At 66.6% G+C, this 24,959-nt stretch carries 23 protein-coding genes and 1 riboswitch; of the genes, 12 read left to right on the forward strand and 11 right to left on the reverse strand.

Annotation, left to right across the window (positions count from 1 at the left end; genetic code table 11):
• Positions 1-12: 12 nt before the first annotated feature.
• Positions 13-1,572: a peroxidase family protein gene (locus ACO06P_RS19395; RefSeq protein ID WP_420346867.1), complete on the reverse strand. Its 1,560-nt coding sequence runs from the start codon at positions 1,570-1,572 to the stop codon at positions 13-15.
• 117 nt (positions 1,573-1,689) lie between these two features.
• Entirely contained in the window at positions 1,690-2,583 is an 894-nt protein-coding gene (locus ACO06P_RS19400; protein WP_420346868.1) for a LysR family transcriptional regulator, read from the reverse strand.
• A gap of 102 nt (positions 2,584-2,685) precedes the next feature.
• Between ACO06P_RS19400 and ACO06P_RS19405 the strand changes: the two genes are divergently transcribed.
• Complete coding sequence (locus ACO06P_RS19405; protein ID WP_420346869.1) at positions 2,686-3,765, forward strand: alpha/beta fold hydrolase; 1,080 nt, start codon at positions 2,686-2,688, stop codon at positions 3,763-3,765.
• Between the two features lie 18 nt (positions 3,766-3,783).
• Here the strand turns inward: ACO06P_RS19405 and ACO06P_RS19410 are convergent, their stop codons facing one another.
• Together ACO06P_RS19410 and ACO06P_RS19415 are read right to left on the reverse strand one after the other, a co-directional pair.
• Entirely contained in the window at positions 3,784-4,284 is a 501-nt protein-coding gene (locus tag ACO06P_RS19410) for a VOC family protein (RefSeq protein WP_420346870.1), read from the reverse strand.
• A 39-nt stretch (positions 4,285-4,323) separates the two neighbouring features.
• Positions 4,324-5,097, reverse strand: coding sequence for an aldo/keto reductase (locus ACO06P_RS19415; protein WP_420346871.1), 774 nt, complete (start codon positions 5,095-5,097; stop codon positions 4,324-4,326).
• A 111-nt stretch (positions 5,098-5,208) separates the two neighbouring features.
• Here ACO06P_RS19415 and ACO06P_RS19420 point away from each other — a divergent pair, with 111 nt between their 5' ends.
• The gene (locus tag ACO06P_RS19420) at positions 5,209-6,123 is read left to right on the forward strand and encodes a LysR family transcriptional regulator (protein ID WP_420346872.1); all 915 of its coding nucleotides are present in this window, start codon (positions 5,209-5,211) and stop codon (positions 6,121-6,123) included.
• A 185-nt stretch (positions 6,124-6,308) separates the two neighbouring features.
• The gene (locus ACO06P_RS19425; protein WP_420346873.1) at positions 6,309-7,037 is read left to right on the forward strand and encodes a pirin family protein; all 729 of its coding nucleotides are present in this window, start codon (positions 6,309-6,311) and stop codon (positions 7,035-7,037) included.
• A 4-nt stretch (positions 7,038-7,041) separates the two neighbouring features.
• On the opposite strand, the gene ACO06P_RS19430 is transcribed toward ACO06P_RS19425, so the two are convergent.
• The 3 genes from ACO06P_RS19430 to ACO06P_RS19440 form a co-directional block, all read right to left on the reverse strand.
• Positions 7,042-7,977, reverse strand: coding sequence for a DUF5996 family protein (locus ACO06P_RS19430; protein WP_420346874.1), 936 nt, complete (start codon positions 7,975-7,977; stop codon positions 7,042-7,044).
• Between the two features lie 224 nt (positions 7,978-8,201).
• Positions 8,202-8,849 (reverse strand): DUF1013 domain-containing protein, encoded by a 648-nt coding sequence (locus ACO06P_RS19435; protein WP_420346875.1) that lies wholly within the window; start codon positions 8,847-8,849, stop codon positions 8,202-8,204.
• 188 nt (positions 8,850-9,037) lie between these two features.
• On the reverse strand, positions 9,038-10,060 hold the full coding sequence (locus ACO06P_RS19440) for an NAD(P)H-quinone oxidoreductase (protein ID WP_420346876.1): 1,023 nt from the start codon (positions 10,058-10,060) through the stop codon (positions 9,038-9,040).
• Between the two features lie 153 nt (positions 10,061-10,213).
• On the opposite strand from ACO06P_RS19440, the gene ACO06P_RS19445 reads away from it, so the two are divergent.
• The 5 genes from ACO06P_RS19445 (at position 10,214) to ACO06P_RS19465 (ending at position 15,039) form a co-directional block, all read left to right on the forward strand.
• A complete protein-coding gene (locus ACO06P_RS19445) occupies positions 10,214-10,396 on the forward strand; it encodes a DUF1192 domain-containing protein (protein ID WP_299397513.1) in 183 nt (60 codons plus the stop codon).
• 43 nt (positions 10,397-10,439) lie between these two features.
• Positions 10,440-12,323: a sensor histidine kinase gene (locus tag ACO06P_RS19450; RefSeq protein WP_420346877.1), complete on the forward strand. Its 1,884-nt coding sequence runs from the start codon at positions 10,440-10,442 to the stop codon at positions 12,321-12,323.
• A gap of 4 nt (positions 12,324-12,327) precedes the next feature.
• A complete protein-coding gene (locus tag ACO06P_RS19455) occupies positions 12,328-13,722 on the forward strand; it encodes a sigma-54-dependent transcriptional regulator (RefSeq protein WP_420346878.1) in 1,395 nt (464 codons plus the stop codon).
• 119 nt (positions 13,723-13,841) lie between these two features.
• Positions 13,842-14,294: an AAA family ATPase gene (locus ACO06P_RS19460; protein ID WP_420346879.1), complete on the forward strand. Its 453-nt coding sequence runs from the start codon at positions 13,842-13,844 to the stop codon at positions 14,292-14,294.
• A complete protein-coding gene (locus ACO06P_RS19465) occupies positions 14,281-15,039 on the forward strand; it encodes a tRNA(His) guanylyltransferase Thg1 family protein (RefSeq protein WP_420346880.1) in 759 nt (252 codons plus the stop codon). The genes ACO06P_RS19460 and ACO06P_RS19465 overlap by 14 nt, the downstream gene beginning before the upstream one ends.
• 17 nt (positions 15,040-15,056) lie before the next feature.
• On the opposite strand, the gene ACO06P_RS19470 is transcribed toward ACO06P_RS19465, so the two are convergent.
• Together ACO06P_RS19470 and ACO06P_RS19475 are read right to left on the reverse strand one after the other, a co-directional pair.
• Positions 15,057-15,605, reverse strand: a complete 549-nt coding sequence (locus ACO06P_RS19470; RefSeq protein ID WP_420346881.1) for a peptidoglycan-binding domain-containing protein — start codon at positions 15,603-15,605, stop codon at positions 15,057-15,059.
• Positions 15,606-15,811: 206 nt separating this feature from the next.
• Positions 15,812-16,864 (reverse strand): ketopantoate reductase family protein, encoded by a 1,053-nt coding sequence (locus tag ACO06P_RS19475; protein ID WP_420346882.1) that lies wholly within the window; start codon positions 16,862-16,864, stop codon positions 15,812-15,814.
• 212 nt (positions 16,865-17,076) lie between these two features.
• Here ACO06P_RS19475 and ACO06P_RS19480 point away from each other — a divergent pair, with 212 nt between their 5' ends.
• The 3 genes from ACO06P_RS19480 to ACO06P_RS19490 all read left to right on the forward strand — a co-directional run bounded on the left by ACO06P_RS19480 (position 17,077) and on the right by ACO06P_RS19490 (position 22,501).
• Positions 17,077-18,483: a helix-turn-helix domain-containing protein gene (locus tag ACO06P_RS19480; protein ID WP_420346883.1), complete on the forward strand. Its 1,407-nt coding sequence runs from the start codon at positions 17,077-17,079 to the stop codon at positions 18,481-18,483.
• 641 nt (positions 18,484-19,124) lie between these two features.
• Positions 19,125-20,105 carry a TAXI family TRAP transporter solute-binding subunit gene (locus ACO06P_RS19485; RefSeq protein ID WP_420346884.1) on the forward strand — a complete coding sequence of 327 codons (981 nt, stop codon included), beginning with the start codon at positions 19,125-19,127 and terminating at the stop codon, positions 20,103-20,105.
• 158 nt (positions 20,106-20,263) lie between these two features.
• On the forward strand, positions 20,264-22,501 hold the full coding sequence (locus ACO06P_RS19490) for a TRAP transporter permease (protein WP_420346885.1): 2,238 nt from the start codon (positions 20,264-20,266) through the stop codon (positions 22,499-22,501).
• Positions 22,502-22,638: 137 nt separating this feature from the next.
• Here the strand turns inward: ACO06P_RS19490 and ACO06P_RS19495 are convergent, their stop codons facing one another.
• Together ACO06P_RS19495 and ACO06P_RS19500 are read right to left on the reverse strand one after the other, a co-directional pair.
• Positions 22,639-23,322, reverse strand: a complete 684-nt coding sequence (locus tag ACO06P_RS19495; protein ID WP_420346886.1) for an energy-coupling factor ABC transporter permease — start codon at positions 23,320-23,322, stop codon at positions 22,639-22,641.
• A gap of 67 nt (positions 23,323-23,389) precedes the next feature.
• Positions 23,390-23,576, reverse strand: a riboswitch (cobalamin riboswitch).
• A 73-nt stretch (positions 23,577-23,649) separates the two neighbouring features.
• Complete coding sequence (locus ACO06P_RS19500) at positions 23,650-23,859, reverse strand: hypothetical protein (protein WP_420346887.1); 210 nt, start codon at positions 23,857-23,859, stop codon at positions 23,650-23,652.
• 139 nt (positions 23,860-23,998) lie between these two features.
• Here ACO06P_RS19500 and ACO06P_RS19505 point away from each other — a divergent pair, with 139 nt between their 5' ends.
• Positions 23,999-24,955 carry an AEC family transporter gene (locus ACO06P_RS19505; protein WP_420346888.1) on the forward strand — a complete coding sequence of 319 codons (957 nt, stop codon included), beginning with the start codon at positions 23,999-24,001 and terminating at the stop codon, positions 24,953-24,955.
• The last annotated feature ends 4 nt before the right edge of the window (positions 24,956-24,959 follow it).

Raw genomic sequence — 24,959 nt, forward strand, 5'->3', positions numbered from 1 at the left:
GCCCGTCGCCGACTAGGCCGCACGGTACTTGAACCCGACGCTGCCTGTGTCCTCGATGGACGTGTTGCGGACGATGATGTCGGCAAGGCGGTTGGTGGTCTCGATGATCTCCAGGCCCTCCGCCGAGAAGGTGTCGGCGTTGTAGACGGCCTCGGCCAGCAGCGGGTTGGTCAGCGCCTGGGTAAAGGCGTCGTTCGCGACCATGGTCTTCAAGAGGTCACCCATCATCTCCGCATCGTCGTAGGCCTCCGCGAAGATGCCGACGAACCACTCCAGCGCATCGATGTCGCCATAAACCTCCTTGAGCTTCTTTGCCAGCACCGGGTCGCGGGTGAGGTCCTCGAAGCCCGTCGCGGGCTCTTTGCCGTAGTGCTTGCGGTAAGCGTTGTAGGGCGCCAGCGCGCAGCCGCGCGCCATTTCGAGGCTGCTTTCCTTCACCTTCATCAGGAAGTCCGGCGTGTTGCCGAGAGTGATCTTGCCGGCAAGCTGGCGGCAGGCATCGTGGCAGACCCGTTCGACGCCGACCTCCAGCAACCAGCCGTTCCCGTGTCGCAGCGCGCTGGAGTCGCGGGTCTCGCCCGCGAAGGAGACCGTTGCGGGAATGAGATCGTGCCAGCGGTAAAGCAGGGCGAACTCGACGGCTATCCAGTTGGTACGGTACCAGCGCTCCCGTTCTGCCATGCCGGGTACGACCATCAGCGGAAAGTCGGCCGGTGCGATGTGGACGATGTAGTCGCCGATGACGATCTTCAACAGCAGCACGATGCAGACGTTGCGCGCCGTCTGGAACAGGCGCTCGTCGTCCCAGTCCGGATGGGCCTGCGCGATAATGCCGGCGATACGGTTGTGCTCGCGCAGGAAGAGGGTGTTCATGACCGTGTTGCCAAGGGTCGAGTTGCCGTGCTCCAGGCCGACGGCAAAGCAGGTCCTCTTATGGGCATCGTCGGCATTGGCGAAGACGCGCTTGAAGTTCGCCTCGCTGTAGAGATCGGTGAAGTCCGGATGCAACTCCAGCCGCCCGCCGCGGTCCTCGAACAGCGGCACGGGAAACTCCTCGCCGTCGATCATCTGGCTCTTCAGGCGGCCTCCCCTGCCGGCGCGCAGCATGTTGGTCTGCTCTTCGGAGATCCCGTAGATCTGGCAGAGATCGATCTCGTGGTTGCTTTCGTTTTCGGCGAAGTCCTGTTCGTCCGGGTGCTTCCACTTAGTGCGCAGGAAGCTGTCGGTGAACCACTGGGCGAAAAAGGGAAACAGCAGGCTGGTATCGCTCGCGCGCCGGTCTTCGGTCTTGCGGAACAAGGCCGTGACGTCGTCCAGCGGAGGCAAGGCTGCCGCGTGGGCCGCGGCCACCGGAATGTGGCGCCCGGAATAGCGCCGGTCGGTCAGCCCGCGCCAGGTCGTGTAGGGCGCCGCCATGGAAAACGGGCGCGGGCGCAACCCGGCGGCATAGGCATAGGAATTGATGAGTTTCCGGTTCAGCCGGCGATGCAGTGGCGGCACTGCAACCACCGCCTTCAGTGCGGTTTTTACGAACCACTTCTTGGCCCTGCCGGCGAAAGACTCCCCAGCCATTGCTTGTGCTCCCCCTTGTTGGCGGTCCCCCTCGGACCGGCGGTGGCAGCACCCCGATGCGCCTGCCGCCTCAGGTTGAGCAATAGTCCGAGCCTTCCCGGCGAGATGTGGGAAAACTCACTTTCCGCCTTTGCGGCCGAGCGGGATGAGCTTGGCAAGCATCGCCATCGTCCGCGGCTCTGCCAGCAGGTGCAGTTCGACGAACAGCCGCTCGGCGGTGTCTTTCAGCGGTACGACGGTGACGCCGCGGATGGTCATCTGCGCTGCCGTCGCGCGGCTGACAAGACCGACGCCGAGGCCGCCGGCGACGAGGGAAAGCTGGCTGTGGGCCCGCGCCGCCTCGGCAACGACATTCAGATCCGCCCCGGCGTCCTTCACCAGCGATTCGACCGTCGCGCGCAAGGCCGGGCCCTGCGCCCTCGGAAACAGCACGAAGGGCTCCCCGGCGATCTCGGCGAAGCGCAGCGCGCGCCGCCGCGCCAGCCGGTGGCTTGAGGGCAGCGCCGCCCAGAAGGGGTCGCGCCCCAGCGGCCGGACTTCGAAATCGTCCAGCCTGCGCGCCGGCGGATGCAGAAGGCCGACGTCGAGTGTCCCGCGTTCCAGGGCCTCCAGTTGCTGCGGCGTCGTCATCTCCTGCAACTGCGGTGCCGGCATGGCCTTTGCCGAAAGGCCGCGCAACAGATCCTGAAGGGCGGCGCTCAAAGCTGCCGAAACGAAGCCGATGCGCAGCGGCTCTGCCTCTCCGGCGACAGCCCTGACACGGGCTTCCGCCCGCGCCAACCCGCCCAGCAGGGCGCGCGCATCCTCCGCCAGGGCCGCGCCCGCCGCCGTCAGGCGCATACCCTTGACGCTGCGGTCGAACAGTCGCGCGCCCAGGCGTTCCTCCAGCAGCCGGATGCGCGCGGTGAGGGGCGGCTGGCTCATGTTCAGGCGCCGGGCGGCGGCGCGCAGGGTGCCCGCCTCGGCGACGGCGAGAAACTGGCGCAGTGTCGGGTGGTCGAGGCTGTTCATATGATCTGCTTTCTCTATCGCATGAGCCAAAATCGGTATTTCTCGGATATCGGTGAGATCTCCTATATGGGCGCTGTCAACGACAGGGAAAGGAGATCGGTCATGATGAGGGCAACCCTCGCCGCCGCTGCAATGACTCTGACATCCGCGGCTCTTTCTTCAGCAGCCCTTGCCGATGTCCAGCGCGAGTCCTTTACCGCGCTTTCCGAACCGGGCATCGAGATCGGCATCCGCGCGGTGATCGACAGCGCAGCGGAGCGCCGGGGCGATCCGGTGATCCTGCTCCACGGCGCGCGGGTCCCGGGTGTGCCCTCCTTCGATCTTCCGGTGCCCGGCGGCAGCCTGGCCGCGGACCTCGCAGCGGCGGGCCTGGCGGTCTACATCGTCGATCTGCGCGGCTACGGCGCGTCGACCCGACCGGATGCGATGACCCAGCCGCGGGCGGTTGCCCAACCCCTCGTGCGTTCGGGCGAAGCGGTGCGCGATCTTGCCGCCGCCGTCGATGCGGTGCTGGCCCGCAGCGGGGCCGAGCAGGTGGCGATCCTCGGCTGGGCGACCGGCGGGCACTGGGCCGGCCACTACGCCAGCCTTCATCCGCGGAAGGTCTCAAAGCTGGTGTTCTACAACACGCTCTACGGATACACGCCGGAGCATCCGCGCATCGGCAGGGGCTCTCGCCTCGCCGATCCGGAGAACCCGGAGCGCTTCAACCTCGCGCGTTTCCAGAACTACCGCCTCAACACCGCCGACAGCCTGCTGCCCGGCTGGGACCGCTCGATCCCGCTGGAGGACAAGACACTGTGGCGCGATCCCGCAGTCGCCCAGGCCTATGTCGAGGCAGCGCTGGCCAGCGACCCGACCGCCGCCGAGCGCGACCCGCCGTCCTTCCGCGCTCCTTCCGGCGCCATGGCGGACAGCTTTCTGCTGGCGACGGGGGCGGCGCTCTGGGACGCGCGGCTCATCGCCGCCGATGCGCTGATCCTCCGCTCCGAAGGCGATTTCTGGTCGCGGCCTGAGGACCTGGCCTTGTTGCAGGCCCATTTGGCAAGCCGCGAGGCCGGCCGCGTCTCCGCCGTGCAGATCCCGCAGGCGACCCACTTCGTGCATCTCGACCGGGCCGCGTGGGGACGCGCCACCTTCCTGGACGCGGTGGTCAGCTTTCTTGCCGGACCGCAGGGGTGACGGCCTGCAGCGCCTCGATCATCGCCCGCCCTCGTCCTCGCGGGCGGAGAGCGGCGTGACGAACTCGATGAAGTTGCCGTTGTTGTCCTGAACGAAGAGCACGCGGCGGCCGGCTTGCGGAAAGCTTGTCGGCGGCAGCGCCGCCTCGACGCCGCGGCGGGTGAGTTCCTCGGCGACCGCATCGACATCGGCGGCCAGGAATGCCAGGTGCCCGAAGCCGCGGTCGCTGAGGGCCGCTTCGAGATCCGGCGGCGTCTTGCGCTCCTGAAGTGCCTTCGGCGTGCCGACCACCTCGATGACGAAGCCGTTCAGTTCGATATAGGCGAGTTGAACGCCTGGGAAGTCCGGCACGGTCCATTCATGTTTCACCTGGAAACCGAGCTTCTCGCGGTACCAGGCGAGGGTACCGGCGTAGTCGCCGGTCGAGATCATCACGTGCTCGGCGCGGATCTGCGCCAGTGGGTTGGGCCGCGGACCTTGGGCCTGTGCGGCAGTCTTGGCGTCGGTAAGCGTTGTCATGGCGGTGTCTCCGAGGTTGGCCAGTCAAAGGTTCGCCCGTCAGACGAGGTCCCAGGCCGTGAGGTTTTCTTCGAGGTGCGCGATCGACGTCGTGCCGGGAATCACGACGATGTTGGGGGAGCGCTTCAGCAGCCAGGCGAGCGCCTCGCGCGGTGCCAGCTTCGCGCCCCGCTGCATCGGGTTGGCGCCGAGCGGGCCGTAGGGGATAAAGGCGATACCCTTGCCGGCCGTGTAGTCGACCAGGGCCTCCGCATCGGTCTCGGCCATGTTGAAGCGGTTCTGCACGCTGGCGATGGGCGCGACGGTGAGGGCCCGGTCAAGCTGTTCCCGCGTGATGTTGGACAGGCCGATGTGGCGGATGCGCCCGTCGGCCCGCGCCTCCGCCAGGGCGGCGACGGAGACCTCGATGGGGGTTTCCGGATCGACACGGTGAAGCTGGAAGAGATCGATGCGGTCGCGGCGCAGGTTGACCAGCGCCTTGTCGATCTGCCGCAGCAGCGTGTCGCGCGATCCGTCGGTGACGATGGTTCCCGGGGCCGGCTTGTCGACCCCGCCCTTGGTGGCGATGACGACATTGCGGCCGTCCAGGGCCTCGCCGACGATGCGGTCGGCAGTCTCGGGTCCATAGGCCCAGGCGCTGTCGAAGAAATTCACGCCCATGTCCGCGGCGCGGCGCAGCAGGGCGAGGCCGCTCTGCCAATCTTCGTAGGGGCCGAAGTTGCCCGGCTGGCCGGTCAGGCGCATGGCGCCGTAGCCAAGGCGGTTTGCCTCTGTCTCGCCCCCGATCCGGAAGGTCTTTGCGGTCTCTGTCATGGCTTTGTCTCCTCTCGTTGGCGCGATAACCGCGCTCACGCAGGAGAAGATGGCCGAGTCCCGGTATTTGCGGTAGACGGTATAAGAGAGAGATAGTTATACGTATTACGTATGAGCAAGAGCCTCGACCGCCTGACCCTGCTGGAGACCTTTGCCCGCATCGCGGAGCGAGGCTCGATTTCCGCTGCGGCGCGGGACCTGGGCATGTCCCAGGCCTCCGCCAGCCGTCAGCTGAAGGAACTGGAGGAGCGGCTGGGGGCGGAGCTGATCCGGCGCACCACCCACGCGCTCGCCCTGACCCCCGCCGGGCAGAGCTGCCTGACCGAAGCACGGGTCCTGACTGCGGGGTGGGACAGTTTGGTCGAGCGCTTTGCCGAGGATGCGGGCGGCCTGCGCGGCGGTCTGAAGGTGGTCGCCCCGGTGGCCCTGGGCCAGTTGCACCTCGCCGATGCCGCGCTGCGGTTCCAGCAGGCCCATCCCGGCGTCGCCGTGACCTGGTTGCTGGATGACGCGGCCATCCGCTTCGCCGAGATCGGCTGCGATCTCTGGATCAAGATCGGCCCGGTCCCCGACGAGACCCTGGTCGTGCGGCCGCTCGGCCGGGTCGAGCGTATGATCGTGGCCGCGCCGGACCTGATCGCCGGCAGGAGGATCGCGGCGCCGGGTGACCTGGCCGCGCTGCCCTGCGCCGCGCTCGAACCCTTTGAGGCCGGCACGATTCCCCTGTCGACGGCAAGAGGCCGCCAGGCAACGGTTGCAGCCCGGGTCGCGCTGGCGACCAACAACATCTTCGCGGTGCACAAGGCGGCGCTGCTGGGGATTGGCTATGCAGTGCTGCCGCGCTGGTTCGCGGAACGGGATCTCGAGCGCGGCGCCCTGGTCGACGTGCTCCCGGACTGGCGCGCGCCAGCGCTCACCATCAACGCCGCCTACCTGCCGGCGCGCCGCCAGACCCGCCGGCTCAAGCGGCTCATCGATCACATCGCAGAAGCGGTGCTGGCGATCCCGGGCGTAAAGGGTCTTTGAGCACGTTATCCTCGTTCTATTCGGAAGGGCCGCTGCCCGGCCACGGCTTGAGCGCCAGCACGGCCAGTACCGCTGCTGCTGCGCCCGCGGGGAACCTCTTGCACCGGGTGCCTGTTCACGCCGGATAAGCTAGACTTTCAGTCTGCTCAGGAGCTTGGGCTTTCACCGGGGATGTGGGGAGGACGATGGCGCTTCTACACGAGGGCTCCTCACGGGGCCGCACCCAGACCGGCTGGCTGGACAGCCGTCACACTTTTTCCTTCGGCCCCTTTCACGATCCCGGACGCATGGGCCATCGCAGCCTCAGGGTTCTGAACGAGGATCGCGTGATTCCGGGTGCCGGCTTTCCGAGCCATGACCACGAACACATGGAGATCCTGACCTATGTGGTCTCCGGCGCGCTGGCGCACCGGGACTCGCTCGGAAACGGATCGACCATCCAGGCGGGGGAGATCCAGCGCATGTCCGCCGGCAGCGGCATCACCCATTCGGAAATGAACGCCTCCGCAGAGGAGCCTGTGCATTTCCTGCAGATCTGGGTGCTGCCGGAACGGCGCGACCTCGCGCCGTCCTATGAGCAGACCGCCTTCGATCCCGCGCAGTCGGCAAACCGCTTTGCCGCCATCGCCGCGCCCGACGGCGGCCCGGGCCGTGTCCGGCTGCACCAGGACGCCAGTCTTCTGTTGGCGCGCCTGGAGGATGGCCGGGAAGCCGCCTACAGCTTTGCGCCGGGGCGCGCCGGGTTTCTGCAGGTGGTCTCCGGGCGCATCGAAATTGCCGGCGAGATGCTCAGCGCCGGCGACGGGCTGCAGTTCGATGCCCGTGACCTGGAAGACGGGACATCGGGGGACGGGGCGGCCTGCGCCGTGACCGCCCGGTCCGACTGCGAAGTTCTGCTGTTCGACCTCGCTTAGGATCTCACGCGACGGCGCGTGGGATGCGCGGCTGCCCCAGGGGGCAGTCCAGCGCCGCGCGGTCCCAGGCTCCGCGCTCCGCCGCGGCTTCGTAGGTCGACTGCAGGAAGGCCAGCAGCGCGGCTTCCGGGTCGGCGGCCTTGCGCACGGCCTCGTAGGGCAGGACGAATTCCCCAAGGTCCTTGTGGAAGTAGGCCTCGGCGGGCCGGACCGGCATGTCGCCGAAACCCTCCGGCACCGGATAGGCGTAGGCATAGAAGGATGGTTCCTCGATGCCGCCGCCGCCCGGCCAGAAACCGGCGGAGCTGACCTCGTGGGAATAGGCCTCCCGGGTCACCGTGTCGGGCAGGGCGGGAAAGCCGCCGGGGTGCAGGGGGGCAGGGCGGCCGGAAAAGCGCGTGACGGCCAGGTCGAAGCTGCCCCAGAAGAAGTGCACCGGGCTCACCTTGCCGAGGAAGCCGGTGCGGAACTGCTTGAACACGCCGTCGATGGCCAGCAGCGCCCGCCAGAAATCCTGCGCCGCCGCCGGGTCGTAGGCGCCGGGATCGGTCTGCTGGCGGAAGGGCACGGGATCCGGCACTTCGTTGGGCGCGTGGTGGATATCCGTCGGGGCGCCGAGCTTCTCCAGCAGCGCCAGGAACCGCTTGTGAAAATCCGCCACCGACATCGGTTCCAGCGCCAGGGCCTCGCGGCGGCCATCGGTGGTGTCGACGGTGAGCTGGTGGTCGAGAAAGTCGAAGGCGATGTCATAGCCCGCCGGGCTTCCCGGGATCAGGGAGGTGCCGAGGCCACGGCCGGTCACGTAGAAGGTCGCCTGCCAGGAATGGTTGATCCAGGGCGTCTGGGCCAGACGGAACTTGCCGACGATCTGGCTCCACATGTGCAGGCTGGTGCCGGTGTCTTTCCAGCGCGCGTAGGGAATATCCGGCCAGGCGGTCATGGGCATCACTCCAGCTTCAGGGGATCACGGCGGACGGGCCGATCGTCCCCGGAAACCCGCCCCAGAGTCCGACCGCCCTTATCCGCTTAGATGGCGTCTTTTCCGCTGAGAACCAGGGCTGACGTTTCCAGGCCGGCAGGGAATTCCCGCCGAGGTTCCGCCTCCCCGGTTCCCGGGACGGCGGACTGGGCTACGGTGAGATCGCCGGCAGAGCCGGCGGGCCGTCAGTTGACGTCCTTCGGCAGACCGAAGTTTTCCAGCGAGAAGGGGTTATCGGACGGCTCGCTGGTCTCAGGCAGGGGGGCTTCAGGCTCCAGGTCCGGCTTCGGCAGGGTGATGCCTGCCTTCTCCGCCGCCTTGCGGGCCTTCTCGACCGCTGCGTTGAGGTCAACCTGGCCGCAGAGGCCCAGCAGCACCGGGTCGCGCGGGCGGATGTTGGGGGAGTTCCAGTGTGTCCGCTCCCGCACCGCCTGGATCGTCGTCTTGGTCGTGCCGATCAGCCGGGCGATCTGGGAATCCTTCAGCTCCGGGTGATGGCGCACCAGCCAGGCGATGCCGTCGGGCTTGTCCTGGCGCTTGGCCACAGGGGTGTAGCGCGGGCCCTTGGTCCGCTTCACCGGCTGGGGCAGGTCGCTCTTCGCCATGGTCAGCTTGGCCTTGGGGTCGGCTTCGCAGCGGACGATCTCCTCGCGCGTCAGCTCACCCGCGGTGACGGGGTCCAGGCCCTGGATCCCCATGGCCACCTCGCCGTCGGCAATGCCTTGCACTTCAAGCATATGCAGACCGCAGAAATCGGCGATCTGCTCGAAGCTCAGGCCGGTGTTGTCGATCAGCCAGACGGCGGTGGCCTTCGGCATCAGGGGTAGAGACATCAATCCTCCTCTCTTCCGCCCGGCGCAGTTCCCTGCGCCCGGGCCGGCGGCAAGGGTTGCCGTCGTGGGAATAGCGCCAATATAGGCGCCCGCCGGGCGGGAATAAAGCGGTGTGAAGCGAAAATCCGCCCTTCGGGGGTTTTTCGGCACGCGCGGGCTGGAACCGTCTTCACGTAAGCCGACGGGATCTAACCAGTCGTCAGCACGATTTTGCCGATATGGCTGCTGGATTCCATCAGCGCGTGGGCCTGGGCCGCCTCTTCCAGGGGAAAGCTGGCGGCCATGACCGGGGCGATGGCGCCGCTGTCCAGCAGCGGCCAGACGGTTTCCTTGAGGGCGGCTGCGACCCCGGCCTTGAAGTCCACCGAGCGGGCCCTGAGGGTCGACCCGGTGATGGTCAGGCGCTTCAGCAGCACCGGGGTGAAATCGACCTGGGTCTTGGGGCCGCCGAGGAAGGCGATGAAGCTGAGCCGCCCGTCGGGGGCCAGGGCCTTCAGGTTGCGCTGCACATAGTCGCCGCCCACCATGTCCAGGATCACGTCGACGCCCTTGCCCTCGGTCGCCTCCTTCACCACCGCGACGAAGTCCTCCTCGCGGTAGTTGATGCCGCGTTCCGCGCCCAGGTCCTCGCAGGCCTTCACCTTCTCCGCCGAGCCGGCGGTGGCGAAGACGCGGGCGCCCAGGGCCTTGGCCAACTGGATCGCCGTGGTGCCGATGCCCGAGGTGCCGCCGTGGACCAGGAAAGCCTCCCCGCTCTTGAGCGCCGAGCGCTGGAAGACGTTCACCCAGACGGTAAAAAAAGTCTCCGGCAGGGCCGCGGCCTGCTTCATGTCATAGCCCTTGGGCACCGGCAGGCACTGGACCGCCGGGGCGGCGCAGTACTGGGCGTAGCCGCCACCGGTCACCAGGGCGGTCACCGCGTCGCCCTCCGCCAGGCCGGCGACACCCTCGCCCAGGGCGACGACCTGGCCGGCGACCTCCAGCCCCGGAATGTCGGAGGCCCCGGGCGGCGGCGGATAGCCGCCCATGCGCTGCAGCACGTCCGGCCGGTTGACCCCTGCCGCGGCCACCCGGATCAGCACCTCACCCGCTGCCGGCTTCGGCAGCGGCCGGGTGGCCGGGACCAGCACCTCCGGGCCGCCGGGCTCGCGGATTTCGATGGCGGTCATACTTTCGGGCAGGCTCTGGGATTCCGGCAGGCTCTGGCTCATGGTGGGGCTCCGGCGGGCTGATTTCGGGAGAATCGCTTTCGTTTGGGCGAGTTAGTATAGTGCAGGCGCAAAAAATCAAGCGCCCGCCCCAGCCGAGAGGGGAAACACGCATAAGGGGTATTGAAGGGCGCGCGGGCAAGGGAGTGCAAGCCTATGGACATCGAAGATCTGGAACCCCGCAAGCAGGCGCCCAAGCCCCGGGACCTGGACAGCCTGGGCGTCGAACAGCTTGAGGAATACCTGGCCGAACTGCAGGCCGAGGTGGCGCGGGTCGAGGAAAAGATCGCCGCCAAGAAGTCCTATCGCTCCGGCGCGGACGCTTTTTTCAAGAGCTGACGGCAGGCATCCGGTGAAGCAGGGTCGCGGGGAGGGGCTGCCTGTGGAAGCGCGCATGGAGAGCCCGCGCCGCTGGCACAGGGCTGCGCTGGGGCTGGCTGCCGCCGCCGTGGCGACGGGGCTCGTGGTCGCGGCGACCTGGGTCTGGGCTTCCGCCCTGTTTCTCGATCAGACCCATACGCGGGCCCTGGCCAGGCTCGATCTCTACAGCAGCAACCTGGCCGGCGCCCTCGGCCGCTACCAGTCCGTCCCGACCCTGCTGGCGCTGCGCAGCGACGTGATCGAGCTCTTCCGCCGCTCCCGCGATCCGGAAAGCCGCGCCCGCGCCAACCGGCTGACGGAGACCTTCAACAACCTGACCGAGGCGGAAGACACCTACTTCATGGATGCCGAGGGCCTCACCTTCGCGGCCAGCAACTGGAACAGCGAGCGGCCCTTCGTCGGCCACAACTTCAGCTACCGGCCCTACTTCCAGGACGCCATGGAAGGGCGCCTGGGGCGCTACTTCGCGCTCGGCACCACCTCCGGCCGGCGCGGCTACTACTTCGCCTATCATGTCTCGGCGGATGACCAGGTTCTCGGCGCCGTCGTCGTGAAGATCAGCCTCGCCGATATCGAGGCCTCCTGGACCGCCAAAGACGAGGGGGTGATCGTCAGCGATCCGCACGGCGTCATCTTCATCTCCAGCCGGCCCGCCTGGCGCTTCCGCAGCCTGGCGCCCCTCGATGATGCCGCGCGGCGGGCCATTGCCGAAAACCGCCGCTACGAGGCCGTCGACCTGCGCCCCCTCGACATCGCCGAACGCGGCCAGATCGGGGAAACGGCAGACGCCGCCGGCGCGCGCCTTCTGTCCATCAGCGCCGCAGACGGCGGTTCGGCTGCCGAGTACCTCATGGTCTCCCGCGAGATGCCGGCGGCCGGCTGGACCGTCAATGTGCTGGCCTCCACCGATCTGGCCCGCTCCCAGAGCCTGACGGCGGCCCTGGTGGCCGGTCTCGCCTGCCTCATCACCGTGCTGATCGCCACCCTCATCGCGCAGCGCCGCGGCCGCCTGGTGGAACGCATCGCCTACCAGCGCCGCGCCTCCGAGGAGCTGGAGCGCCGGGTGGTCGAGCGCACCGCCGACCTGACCGCCGCCAACCTGCAGCTCGCCCGCGAGATCGGCGAGCGCGAGGCGGCGGAGGCCGACCTGCGCCAGGCGCAGGACGACCTGGTGCAGGCCGGCAAGCTGGCAGCTCTCGGCCAGATGTCGGCAGCCCTCAGCCACGAGTTCAACCAGCCGCTGGCGGCCATCCGCTCCTATGCCGACAACGCGCGCCTGCTGATCGAGCGGGAGCGTCACGCGGAAGCGGGCGAGAACCTGAGCCGCATCAAGACCCTGACCGGGCGCATGGCGGAGATCAGCAAGCACCTGATGACCTTCGCCCGCAAGCCGCGCAGCGAACTGCGCCCGCTGCGGATCGCCGAGGTGCTGGCCGACACCCTGGACTTCCTGCGCATCCGGCTGGAGCGTGCCGGCGCCGAGGTCACGGTGATCCAGGCGGACCGCAGCCTGCAGGTACGGGCGGGGCGCGTGCGTCTGCAGCACGTCATCCTGAACCTTGTCGCCAATGCGCTCGATGCCATGGAGGGGCAGGATCGGCCGCGGATCGAGATCGCCGTGCGCCAGTCGGATGGCAAGGTTGTGCTTGCGCTGCGCGATCACGGATCGGGCATCGATCCGAACCAGATCGGCCGCATCTTCGATCCCTTCTTCACCACCAAGGACGTGGGCAAGGGCCTCGGCCTCGGGCTCTCCATCTCCTACAACATCGTGAAGGACTTCGAGGGCGCGATCCGCGCCGAGAACCATCCCGACGGCGGCGCCCTGTTCACCGTGGAACTGCCGCTCCTGCCGGCCCCCGCGCCGGTGCTGGAGCCGGCCTGATGCCATGGAGAGCCAGGGCGAAACCGCCATGACCGCCGCCGCAAATGGGGCCACCGTCCTCTTCGTCGACGACGAGGAACCGCTGCGCCACGCCGTCCAACAGGGCCTGGAGCTTTGCGGACATCAGGTGTCCTGCTTTGCCTCCGCGCGTCAGGCCGAGCCGCTGCTCAGCCGCAGCTTCTATGGCGTCCTGGTGACCGACATCACGATGCCGGGAATGGACGGCCTCGCCCTGCTGCGCCGGGCGCTGGAGATCGATCCGGGCCTGCCGGTGGTGCTGGTGACCGGCCACGGCGACGTGCCCCAGGCGGTGGAGGCGATGCGCGCCGGGGCCTACGACTTCATCGAGAAGCCCTTCGACACCTCCCATCTGGCCAGCGTCGTCGACCGCGCCCTGGAAAAGCGCCGCCTGGTGCTCGAAAACCGGGCGCTGCGCGAGGAACTGGAGGCCGACAGCGGCCTCGATGCGCGTCTGGTCGGCCGCACGCCGGCAATGCAGCATCTGCGCGAGCAGCTCCATGCCCTGGCGGACACCGATGCCGATGTGCTCATCACGGGGGAGACCGGCAGCGGCAAGGAGGTCGTGGCCCGTGCCCTGCACGACTTCGGGCTCCGCGCCCGGGGGCCTTTCGTCGCCATCAACTGCGGGGCGCTGCCGGCGGAGATCATCGAGAGCGAGCTCTTCGGCCACGAGGCCGGGGCCTTCACCGGCGCCCAGCGCCAGCGCGTCGGCAAGCTGGAGTTCGCCGACGGCGGCACGGTGCTGCTGGACGAGATCGAGTCCATGCCGCTGGACCTGCAGGTGAAGCTGCTGCGCGCCATCGAACAGCGCGCCATCGAGCGCCTGGGCTCCAACACCGCCATCGCCCTCGACCTGCGCTTCGTCGCCGCCAGCAAGGAGGATCTGGTGGAGGCCTGCCGCGCCGGGCGTTTCCGCGAAGACCTCTATTACCGCCTGAACGTCGTCACCCTGGCGATCCCGCCGCTGCGCGAGCGCCGCGACGACATTCCCCTGCTGTTCCATCACCTGGCGCGCGAGGCGCGGGCACGCTACCGCCGCGAAATCCCGGAACTCGACGGCCACCGGCTGGCGGCGCTGCTGGCCCACGACTGGCCCGGCAACGTGCGCGAACTGCGCAACGCCGCCGACCGCTTCGTCCTCGGCCTCGCCGATGCCCTGCCGGGGCCGGGCAACGGCTTCGACCCGCCGGCCGAAGGCCCCCTGGCCGCGCGCCTGGACAGTGTCGAGAAGGCGATCCTGGAGGCCGAACTGCAGCGCCAGAGCGGCAGCCTGAAAGCTACCTACGAAGCCTTGGGCCTCTCCCGCAAGACCCTCTACGACAAGCTTCGCCGCCACGGCATCCGCCGGGAGGATTTCGTAGGGTCCGATAGCTCATAGCAGAGACTGCTCCGCATTCAGCCTCGGTAAAGTGCAGGATGAGTGTTAGAACCTCGCCAACGCAAGAGTGTGTGCCGGGCTGAGCTAGAGCGCCGACGTTGGCCCGCAGGAGAGGCATTATGCAGGTTGTCGTGCTGACGGGAATTCAGGGCAGTGGGAAGTCGACGTTCTGCCGCGAGCGTTTGTTCAACACGCACCTGCGGATCAACCTCGACATGCTGCGGACACGCCATCGAGAGAAGACTTTGTTTGATGCCTGCTTGGCCTGCGGTCAGGATGTGGTGATCGACAACACCAACCCAACGGCCGCCGATCGTGCGCGCTACATCGGCCCTGCTCAGGCTGCGGGTGCGGAGATCGTCGGCTATTACTTCAGTTCAAGGACTTCGGAGGCGATTGAACGCAATACCAGGCGTCAGGAGCTTCGACGGGTGCCGGACAAGGCAATACTTGGAACTGCACGCCGGCTGGAATTGCCGCGGCAATCAGAGGGATTCGATGCCTTGTTCTATGTAACCTGTGTTGGCGAAAGCGCCTTCTCGGTTGACGATTGGCGCGATGAAGTTCACTGAACTCGATCGAAAGATGCGGGTCTACGAGACCGCAAACGATCTTGTCGTGCTGCCTGGGGTGCTGATGGTGGCCCGGCTCGACGGCCGCGGCTTCACGAAGTTGGTGCGCGAGCGGCATCCTTTCGAGTCGCCTTTCGACCCACGGTTCCGCGACATGATGGTGGAGACCGGCCGCCATCTGATGGACTGTGGGTTCAACTTCCTGCTCTGCTATTCGCAGAGCGACGAGATCTCCTTGTTGTTTCATCCCGAAGAGGCTTGCTTCGGGCGCAAGCTGCGGAAGCTGAACTCAGTCCTTGCCGGGGAGGCCAGCGCCAAGTTCTCTCTGCTTCTGGGGGACCTTGCGAGTTTTGATTGCCGAATCAGCCAGCTGCCGCGCAGTGTCGACGTGGTCGACTATTTTCGCTGGCGGAACGAGGACGCTCACCGTAACGCGCTCAATGCTCATTGCTACTGGCTGCTCCGCAAGGATGGGCAGAAGCCAAAGGAGGCGCAAAAAGCCTTGGATGGATTGTCAGTTGCGGATAAGAACGAGTTGCTGTTCCAGAAAGCTGGGATCAATTTCAACGATCTTCCGCAATGGGAGAAGCGTGGTTGGGTCTTGCGCTGGGAGGCGATGACGAAACGGGCCACGGATCCGAACACCGGAGAAGCCATCGAAGTGGAGCGTCGTCAACTCGCCCTCGATCTTGATCTGCCGATGCGTGAGGCCTTCAGCGAAATGATCCGCTCATTGCTTAGCTAGCTTGGACCGCCAATCCCCTAAAACGCCGGGTCGACCTTGATCTCCGGCGGGGCGTCGCGGATGTCCTGCAGCAAGCGGGAGTCGATGGTGGTGTCGAGCAGCAGGCCGGCATCGGTCTGGAAGCGGTCGAGGGCGCGGTAGGTGGCCGGGCCTGCCAAGCCGTCGTGCGGGCCCAGGTAATAGCCGCGCCCGGCAAGTTCGCGCTGGACGCTGAGCGCGGTCCCGACGACCGGTTCGCCGAAGCGGTTGACCTTGGGCAGGGCGAACTTCAGGTGGTCCAGCAGTGCGCGGCTGGCCGTGCCGTCCACCGTCAGGCCGGCGTCGCCCTGATAGGCGCGGATCGCCGCCCGCGTCTCCCGCCCCATGATCCCGTCCACCGGGCCGGCCGGATAGCCGTGGGCCAGCAGTTCCCGCTGGATGCCTCGGACGATGGCGGTTTCGACCTGTTGCTGCGCGAGCTGCAGCGGTGCTCCGAGCGGTTCGGCCGCGACCGCTGCGCCCTGCAGCAGCACCACGCCAACCGCCATGGCGCGCAGGGCGCCCCTGAAGAACTCGGTCTCCGTCACCCTCATGCTCCTCCGGTCCTTCCTCGTCCCGCTATGAAATCTAGAGCGCCGGCGGTGAAAGGTCGACGGTCAGAAAGGGGACGCAGCCGGCACAGGGCAGGGCCCGCGGGACAAGAAAAGCCGCCGGGGCTGTGTCATCCCCGGCGGCGGAGGTTCAGGCGGAGCCTTCCGTGAAGCGGCGGCGGCCTTACGCCGAAAGGCGTTGGCTAGGCTGAAAGCCGTTGGTTTTGCGCGAGCTTGGCGTCGACGGTGGCGACCACCCAATCGACGGCGGCGCTGTCCATCCCGAGCGAGCGGCCGATGAGCTGCACGAGGCGGTCGACCCGCTCGATGGCCGGGGCGCCGGCGGCCACCGCGCGCGCGGCGGAGGAGGGCTTCAGCAGCCCTTCCGCGGCGCGGGCGTACTTCTCGAAGGGCACCTGGTCGGCCGGGTCGGCGCCGAGGCGCCGGGCGATGGCATCGACATGGGCGTAGATGGTGCGGGAGGCTTCGAGATCCGCATGCACCGCCTCGCGGATCGGCCGCGGCTCGCCCGCCGTGATGCAGCGGTAGTTGCCGGTCAGCAGCATCGACCACTTGGCCAGGGGCACGAAGAGGGAGTCAAAGACGCGCAGCTTCACCGGCACCTCTTTGCCGTCCAGGCGCACGGCGTCGATGTCCGCCTCCAGGCGGCGCAGCATCTTATCGTGCGCAGGGTCGGCGAAGGCGGCGGCCTTGAAGTTGGTCGGCAGGCCCACGTGCAGCACGTTGGGCTGCTCTTCCGGCGGGCGGAAGGCCTGAGGGTCCGGGCTGCAGAGGGTCATCAGGTCCGGATCGAAGCGGTCCCAGACATGGGCGTTGGTGTAGCTGGCCTGAAGCTGCACCGCGTCGAGGCCGGGAATGCGCTTGAGGTAGGGCAGGGGCGGCATGTTCATGATCGACAGGCAGGGCACATGGGCCTCGGCGATGCGCACCATCAGCGTCCAGATCGCATGGGCGCTGTACTGCGGCTCCTGCATGGCCAGGGCGACCAGGTCGTAGACCGCCGGATCGACCTCTTCCGGCGCCTTGGCATCGAGCCGGCCGGGCAGATCGCCGGAGCGGATCGTCCGGTGTTCTTCCTCGCCCTTCAGCTTCAGCCGCACTTCCGTCCCTTCGGCATTGATCAGCCGCGCGGTCTGGCTGCGGCAGACCAGGGTGACGTCGTGCCCGGCCATCAGCAGCTTGGTGCCGAGCAGTGAGCCGTAGGAAGCGCCGAGGATGAGGATCTTGTAAGCCATTGGGGTGTCCGCCTGTGTCTTGCCGCCCCTGTTTCTGCTGCATGCGGGTTCTGCTGCATGCGGGCGGTCTTGGGAATTGCACGAAGACGAACACTTTAGCCGCGAGGCGGGCCGGAAACGTCAACTTTCGGGTTTATGTGTTGTAAGTCGGCACAACATTTGTCAAAATCTGTAAAATTGTTAATTCAAACGAAGACAATGCGACGACGACCATGCGGAAGACCCTGATCGGCCCGCGGCTGCGCCGGCTGCGCCGCGAACACCGCCAGACCCAGGCCGAGATGGCCGGGGCGCTGGGTGTCAGCACCGCCTACGTGAACCTGCTGGAGAACAACCAGCGCAGCCTCTCGGTGCAGATGCTGATGGCGCTGTCGGATGCCTACGGCGTCGACTGGCGCGATCTCATCAAGGACGAGTCCTCGACCCGCCTGGCGGATCTGCGCAGCGCCCTGCAGGACCCGGCCTTCGGTACGGCGGCGCCGGATCTGCAGGAACTGCGCGCCGCCATCGACCATGCGCCCCGTCTGGTCGAGAGCTTTCTCCAACTCTATCGCAGTCACCGCACCGCGCTGGAAAAGATGATGCGTCTCGGCAACGAGCGGATGCCCGACGACATCCTGGCCACCTCGCCGGAGACCATCATCCACGACTTCTTCCGCGATCACGCCAATCACTTCGCCGAGCTGGAAACCGCGGCGGAGGAGCTGCGCGCCGCCGCGCCCTGCGATGTCGACGACGTCTATGCGGTCCTGAAAGCCCGCCTGCGCTCGGTCCACGGCATCGCCGTCCAGACCGCGCCGGTCGAGGAGATGAGCCAGGCGCTGCGGATCTATGACGAGGCCGCGGGCATGGTGCGCCTCTCCGAGGCGCTCGATCACCAGAACCGGGTGTTCCAACTGGCCCACGTTCTCTGCCTGGTGGAACTGCCGCATGTGCTGGAGGGGCTGACCGCCGGCAGCGCCGTACGCTCCGAGGTCGGGCTGGCGCGCTGCCATGTCGAACTGGCGAACTACTTCGCTTCCGCCTTCCTGATGCCCTATGCGCCCTTTCACGCCGCCGCCGAGGAGAGTCACTACGACATCGACCGCCTGGCCGCCGCCTTCGGCGTCTCCTTCGAACAGGTCTGCCACCGCCTGACCACGCTGCAGCGCGAGGGCGCGCGGGGCGTGCCGTTTTTCTTTCTTCGCGTCGACAAGGCCGGCAATGTCACCAAGCGCTTCAACGCGACCTCCTTCCAGATCGCCGAGCACGGCGGCGCCTGCCCGGTCTGGAACATCCACACCGCCTTTCGCACGCCGGGCGTGATCGTGCCGCAGTTCGTCGAACTGCCCGACGGCGAACGCTTTTTCACCATGAGCCGCACCACCGAGCGCCCGGTCTTCAGCCGCGACACCCAGGACCGCAGGCTCGTGCTCTCACTGGGCTGTGAGATGCGCCACGCCCATCGCCTCGCCTATGCCGCGCCCTTCAACACCGAAGAGCCGGGGCTGTTCAGCCCCATCGGCATCAACTGCCATCTCTGCCCGCGCCAGGCCTGCTCCCAGCGCGCCCACCAGCCGCTGTTCATCGAACTGCCCATCGACACCAAGCGCCGGGGCAACACCCGCTACGAGAGCTAGGCCGCAGAAGCATATGGCCAGGTTGCGCCCCGGTGTGTAGGAATCCACACATCCGCGGGCGGCCCTGGGTAGGCCGGGTGACATCGCGGTGTCGACCGGCTGACGGCGGCCGGCGGTGTCGTGTAGGTTCTTCAAGGGCTTAACAGACCAGTGGTCGACCGCCGGCGTTTTGGCACGCCGGTTGCTTTTAGGGAAACCAACGTGCCGGCGTTCGGGCAATCAATTCGGCAAAAGACACGAAACGGGAGGAACCCAGTGAAAGCCTATCCGACTGCCACGGCAGGTGCCGTGGCTTTTGCCGCAGTCTCGTCAACTGCGCCGACCCCGTCTTAAAAGAGAGTTCCGATGCGCCCTCAGGGGCGATCACTGCAGGCGTACGGGGGACCGGACCGGGGGCGGCGCTGCTGCGCGCCGGATGTTGGCGCTGCGCTGTGACTGCGTCGATTTCTTCGAGATACCTCAGACGAAGCGGTCTTCTGAAGCTTGCAAAGCTCTGGAACCGCTCCGCCCTGGGTGGAGAGTGCCGGCTGCGGGTATAGATCAACAAGAACCAGCAGCCTGGGAGAAAAGGTACCTACAGCGATCGTATCAATCAAACCGCTCAGCCTGCGGGCTGTGCAAAACTGTATAGGGAGTTCTCAATGAGATTTTCGGTATTCGCTGGCACCGCCGTTGCCATCGCCCTCACCGCAACAACGGGCTTTGCCCAGGATCGCGCGGGTTGGCCGGAGAGCTTTACCGTTGGTACGGCCTCACAGGGCGGGACCTACTTCGCCTACGGTTCGGGCTGGGCCAACCTCGTAGCGGACGAACTGGGTATCTCCGGCGGTGGCGAGGTCACCGGCGGTCCCATGCAGAACATGGCGCTGGTGCACACCGGCGATGCGGCCTTTGGCATGACGACCATGGGCCCTGCGGCGGAGTCGATTCAGGGCACCAACCCCATCGCCCCGGGCCTGCAGATGACCAATGCCTGCGCGATGTTCCCGATGTATCAGACGCCGTTTTCGATCACCGCCCTGTCGTCGTCCGGCATTGCTTCCGTCAAGGACATTCCTGACGGCGCGCGCATCGGTTTCGGTCCGGCGGGTTCGACATCGGACACCTACTTCCCCCGCATGATGGAGGCCCTCGGCGTCAACTTCGAGCGCCGCAACGGCGGCTGGTCGGATCTGGGTGGCCAGCTTCAGGACGGCCTGCTCGATGTGATTGCCTTCGCAGCCGGCGTGCCGGTGCCCGCGGTCAGCCAGCTCGAGGTGCAAACCGATGTGAACATCATCGAGTTCACGGCGGAAGAACAGGCGACGATCCTCGAGACCTTCCCCGTCTCCTCCTTCGACATCGCCGCTGATACCTACACCACCTTGACCAGCGATGCGCGCTCGGTCTCCATGTGGAACTTCGCGATTGCCAACTGCGATCTGCCGGAGGATTTCGTCTACGCGGTCGTCGATGTGGTGATGTCCGACAATGACCGTATGGTCACCATCCACCGTGCCGCCCGTTCGACGCTGCCCGAGAACTGGGACAAGAACGAGGTGATGAAGTGGCATCCGGGTGCGGCCAAGTGGTTCAACGAGAACGGCGCTTCGATCGCCGCTGGCATGGTCCACGGCGGCTGAGCCTCACTGTCCGCTAGCGGGTATGGGCCGCCTTGCTCTGCGAGGCGGCCCTTTTCTTGAGCGGCCACCCGGGCTTGACGGCCACCGGGAGCCGGGAATAAGCGCTGGTATTCTGCAATCGCTCAGGCAGACTGACGACCAAAAAGAGGGAGGGGGCCGTGACGAACCAAGCCGAAACCGAGAGCCCGATCACAGTCAAAGGGGTCGACGAAGAGGCCGTCGAGAGCAATCGGCGCTTGTTCGAGGGCAGGGCGCATCTTGTGGTCGCCGCTTTGGCCGCGGTCTATGCAGGCTTCCACATGGCCGCGCTGAACGGTCTGTCCATCAGCGCCATGACCGGTGGCCTGGTGGACATTCCCTTCCTTCCGGTCTTCCCCATGGAAACCTGGAACTTCCGCATCGTGCATATCGCCGGGGCGCTTGGTCTCGGTTTCGTACTCTTCTCGGCGCGCGGCTTCGCCAGCGGTCCCGCGAACGAAACCCGGCTGCCGGACTACCTGGCCTATGTGCTGATGCTGCCGGCGCTCTTTGCCCTTGCCGTGGCGCTCTCTTTTGCTGTCGATATCGCCGGCGGCGTCATGTGGAACGGTATCGACGAAGGCATAAAGTTCAGAGAGACCTGGCTCTTCGGCTTGCCGCTGATGGTGGCAACGGTCGGGGCTGTCCTGCTCTCCTGGGCCGACCGGCGCGAGCGCAGCCACTTTGCTTTTCCGGACATCGTTCTCGCGGTCTGCGGCATGGCCGTGGCCACCTATCTGATTGCGATCTACGGCACCTTGATGCGCAATTCTACGGGAACGCCCTTTGCCCCGATCGGCATCTCCATCGCAGCGGTCGCGGGGACGATCCTGATCATGGAACTGACCCGTCGTGTCGCCGGTCTGGCGCTGGTCATCATCGCCGGCATCTTTCTGGTTTACGTCTTCACCGGGCAGTACCTGCCGGGCTTTCTCAGTGCGCCGGCGATCACCTGGCAGCGGTTCTTCAGCCAGGTCTACACCGACGCCGGCATTCTTGGACCGACAACCGCGGTCTCTTCCACCTACATTATTCTTTTCATCATCTTCGCCGCGTTTCTCCAGGCCTCCAAGGTTGGCGCCTACTTCGTCAACTTCGCCTTTGCGGCAGCCGGCCGGGCGCGTGGCGGTCCGGCCAAGGTGGCGATCTTTGCCAGCGGCCTGATGGGCATGATCAACGGGACGTCGGCGGGCAACGTGGTCGCCACAGGCTCTCTCACCATCCCGCTGATGAAGAAGGTCGGTTATCACCGCAAGACCGCCGGGGCGATCGAGGCCGCAGCCTCGACCGGCGGGCAGATCATGCCCCCCATCATGGGGGCGGGCGCCTTCATCATGGCGGAGATCACCGGCATTCCCTACACCGAGATTGCGATCGCTGCGATCATCCCTGCGATCCTCTATTTCGTGTCGATCTACTTCATGGTCGATTTCGAGGCCGCAAAGCTCGGCATGCGCGGCATGCGCGATGACGAACTGCCCAAGCTGCGCGAGATGTCGCGGCGGCTCTTCCTGTTCCTGCCGATCATCATTCTGATCGCAGCGCTTTTCATGGGCTATTCGGTCATCCGTGCCGGCACGCTCGCGACCGCCGCCGCTGCGGTGGTGAGCTGGCTTACGCCCTATCGCATGGGGCCTCGGTCCATCGCCAAGGCGTTCGAGATCGCCGGCATGATGTCGGTACAGATCATCGCCGTCTGCGCCTGTGCCGGCATCATCGTCGGGGTCATCTCGCTGACCGGTGTCGGAGCGCGTTTTTCAAACCTGCTGCTTGGCCTTGCCGAGGCCTCCCAACTTCTGGCCCTGTTCTTCGCCATGTGCATCGCCATTCTGCTTGGCATGGGCATGCCGACAACCGCGGCTTACGCGGTGGCCGCATCGGTTGTGGCGCCCGGGTTGATCGAGCTGGGTATTCCGGTGCTGACAGCGCACTTCTTCGTTTTCTACTTTGCCGTCGTTTCGGCCATCACGCCCCCGGTCGCTTTGGCATCCTACGCCGCCGCCGGAATATCCGGCGCCAACCCGATGGAGACATCGGTCGCCTCTTTCAAGATCGGCATTGCCGCCTTCATCGTGCCCTTCATGTTTTTCTACAACTCGGCGATCCTGATGGAGGGCAGCACCTTCGAAGTCGGTCGTGCCCTCATAACGGCGGTGGCCGGTGTGTTCCTGCTGTCGTCCGGTGTGCAGGGCTGGTTCCTGGGTGCGCGCACGGTCTGGTTCCTGCGCGTGTCCCTGATCGTTGCGGCGCTCTTCATGATCGAAGGAGGAATTGTCTCCGACATCATCGGTATCGGCCTGGCCGCTGGAACGCTGTTGATTCAGCGGCTGGTCAAGCCGGCGCCCGGTGCTGTCTTGCCCGTGCGCGGCCCCGACTGACGGAGGCAGTGCCGCGCTTCTGACGCTCCGCCGTGTCCCCAGGACAGATATTGGCGGGGACGAGAGGCAGTCAGCCGACCCGCAAAGTGACGCTCCCCCGGCGACCCCGTACAAGAGGGGCCGCCGGGAGTACCGCGTCAGGTCGCCGGGTGGTGCAGGCGGTTGTAGAGCAGGCCGCTCTTGCTGAGCGGCGCCAGCGCCTTCGCCGCAGCCAGCACCGCCAGATCGGCCAGCGGTTCGAGGATGATCACCAGCATGTAGGCGCCGCCGAAGGACGTCACCGCCATGACATTGGCGCTCCCAAAGCCCTGGCCGTAGAAGGCCCAGAAGGCGACCCAGGCGACGATGCCGCCCTGGTAGGCGGTGGAGAGCGCCAGAGCCTGCCAGTAGGTCACCTCGACGTAGGGCGTGTCGGCCGGAATGATGCGCCTGGCCAGCAGGCTGACGGCCCAGAGCGGCACGATCAGCGTGGTGATGTTGACGAAGTATTGCGGCAGGTCCGCGGGCGCAAAGAGAAGCCCCTGCAGCAGCAGGCCCCCGGCCAGCCCTATGGCCGCCGGGCCGGCGCCGAATATCAGGTAGAGTGTCGATCCGAGTATGAAATGGACCTCGGAAACGCCGACCGAAAAGTGCGGCAGCACCTCGAAGAAGCAGAACACCAGGGCAGTGGTGACGACGCTGCGCAGGGTCAGCGCGCTGATGCCGCCGTCGCGGCGGATGGTGTCCACCGCGAGCTTGCCGGCCAGGCCAAAGGCCGCTGCGGCGGTTGCGTAGCTGAGAACGATTTTGGCACCGTCGACGATGCCGGGTTCGATATGCATGGATTTCCCCCTTCCGCACCCACCGTGCGGAGTCGTTGGTTCGAGGCGCCCGCGGCGCCGGCTTGGTGATGGCAGGTCTCCTGGCTTGCGGCTTGACGCTCTACCCGCCTTCCCGGCCCTTGGGCGGGCCAGTGGCGCTTCGGGTATCGCTCGCCGCTTACAGTTGCGGGGGCAGCCACGGTCTCGGTCCCTGATGGGTACGCCTCACCGTGTTCCCTTTTCATCCGCCGTGCGTTCGGCCTGGCGGAACCATCGCCGGCAAGCCTGTGACAAAACGCGATTCGCCGCAAGGGTCCTGGCGAGGACTGGCCAGTCCTGAAATGGGTGTTAGATCCGCCGCCGGCTGCGCCAGAACATCAGCCAGCCGATCGGCCCCAGCAGCAGCACCAGCACGATCCAGCCGGCGCGGGGCCCCAGCGGGCAGCCGCTGCCCGGCGGCGGTCGCCAGCCGCCGGAGCGGGGCGAGATCAGCACATGGGCCAGCGGCAGCAGATAGCCGAAACCGAGAATCAGCCAGGCCGTGAGTTTTGGATCCATGGGTGCTATCTTGGCGCATCGCCGGTTCCGGCTCCAGCCGCATCGCACTCCCAGCCGCCAGCCTGTTCAGGGGCCCTTCGCAGGGCCCGCCACGCAGAGGTCGATTTCCAACCTATGCCCCCGCCTTTACGCCCTGCCGATGCAAAGCATTCTTGAAACGGTCCTGCCGATCTTCGGCCTGATCCTCTGCGGCTATCTGGTCGGGCGCAAAGGCTGGATGAGCGAGGAGGCGATCAAGGGCCTCAACACCTTCGTCTTCTACTTTGCGATTCCCGCCCTGCTGTTCCGCTCCATGGCGCGCGGGGTCGGGCCTATCGAATTCACTATCGCCGGGGCCTACCTCAGTTCCGTTCTCGTCACCTTCATCCTGGCCTGGGGCCTGGCCCTGCTGCTGTTCCGCACCGGGCTTGCCGAGCGCACCCTCTTCGGCATGGGCTCGATCTTCTCCAACACCGTGCTGCTGGGCATTCCGCTGATCTTCACCGCTCTAGGGGAAGAGGGCGGCCTGCAGCTCATGCTGATCATCACTTTTCATGCCATCCTGATCTTTCCCGTGATCACCGTGCTGATCGAACTGGGCCGCAGTGCGCGGGGTGAAGGCGGGGCGGGCTGGGGGACGATGATGGCGAACGCCGCCAAGGCCCTGGCGGTCAACCCCATCATCCTGGCGCTGCTCGCCGGCATCGCCTACGGCGCTTCGGACCTTGGCCTGCCGGCACCGGCGGACCGCTTTCTGGTGCTGCTCGGCGGCGCGGCGGCGCCCTGTGCGCTCTTCGCCCTCGGCGCTTCGCTGACCGGTTTCACCATCGCCGGCGACCTGAAGGAGACCCTGGCCATTGTGGTCATGAAGCTGCTGGTCCACCCGGCGATCATGGCGGTGATGGCCTTCTACGTTTTCGACCTGCCGCCGCTGGCGGCGGTGGTGGCGATCCTCACCGCGGCCATCCCCTCCGGCGCCAACGTCTTCATCATGGCGCGGCAGTACAACATCTACCTGGCGCGCTCCGCCTCGGCGGTTCTGATCTCCACCGCCGTTTCGGTGGTCACCCTCTCCATTCTGCTGGCGGTTCTCAAAGCCTGGCTGGCTGAGAGCTGAGGCG

The organism is Pelagibius sp. (assembly GCF_965227505.1).
Taxonomy (GTDB): domain Bacteria; phylum Pseudomonadota; class Alphaproteobacteria; order Kiloniellales; family Kiloniellaceae; genus Pelagibius.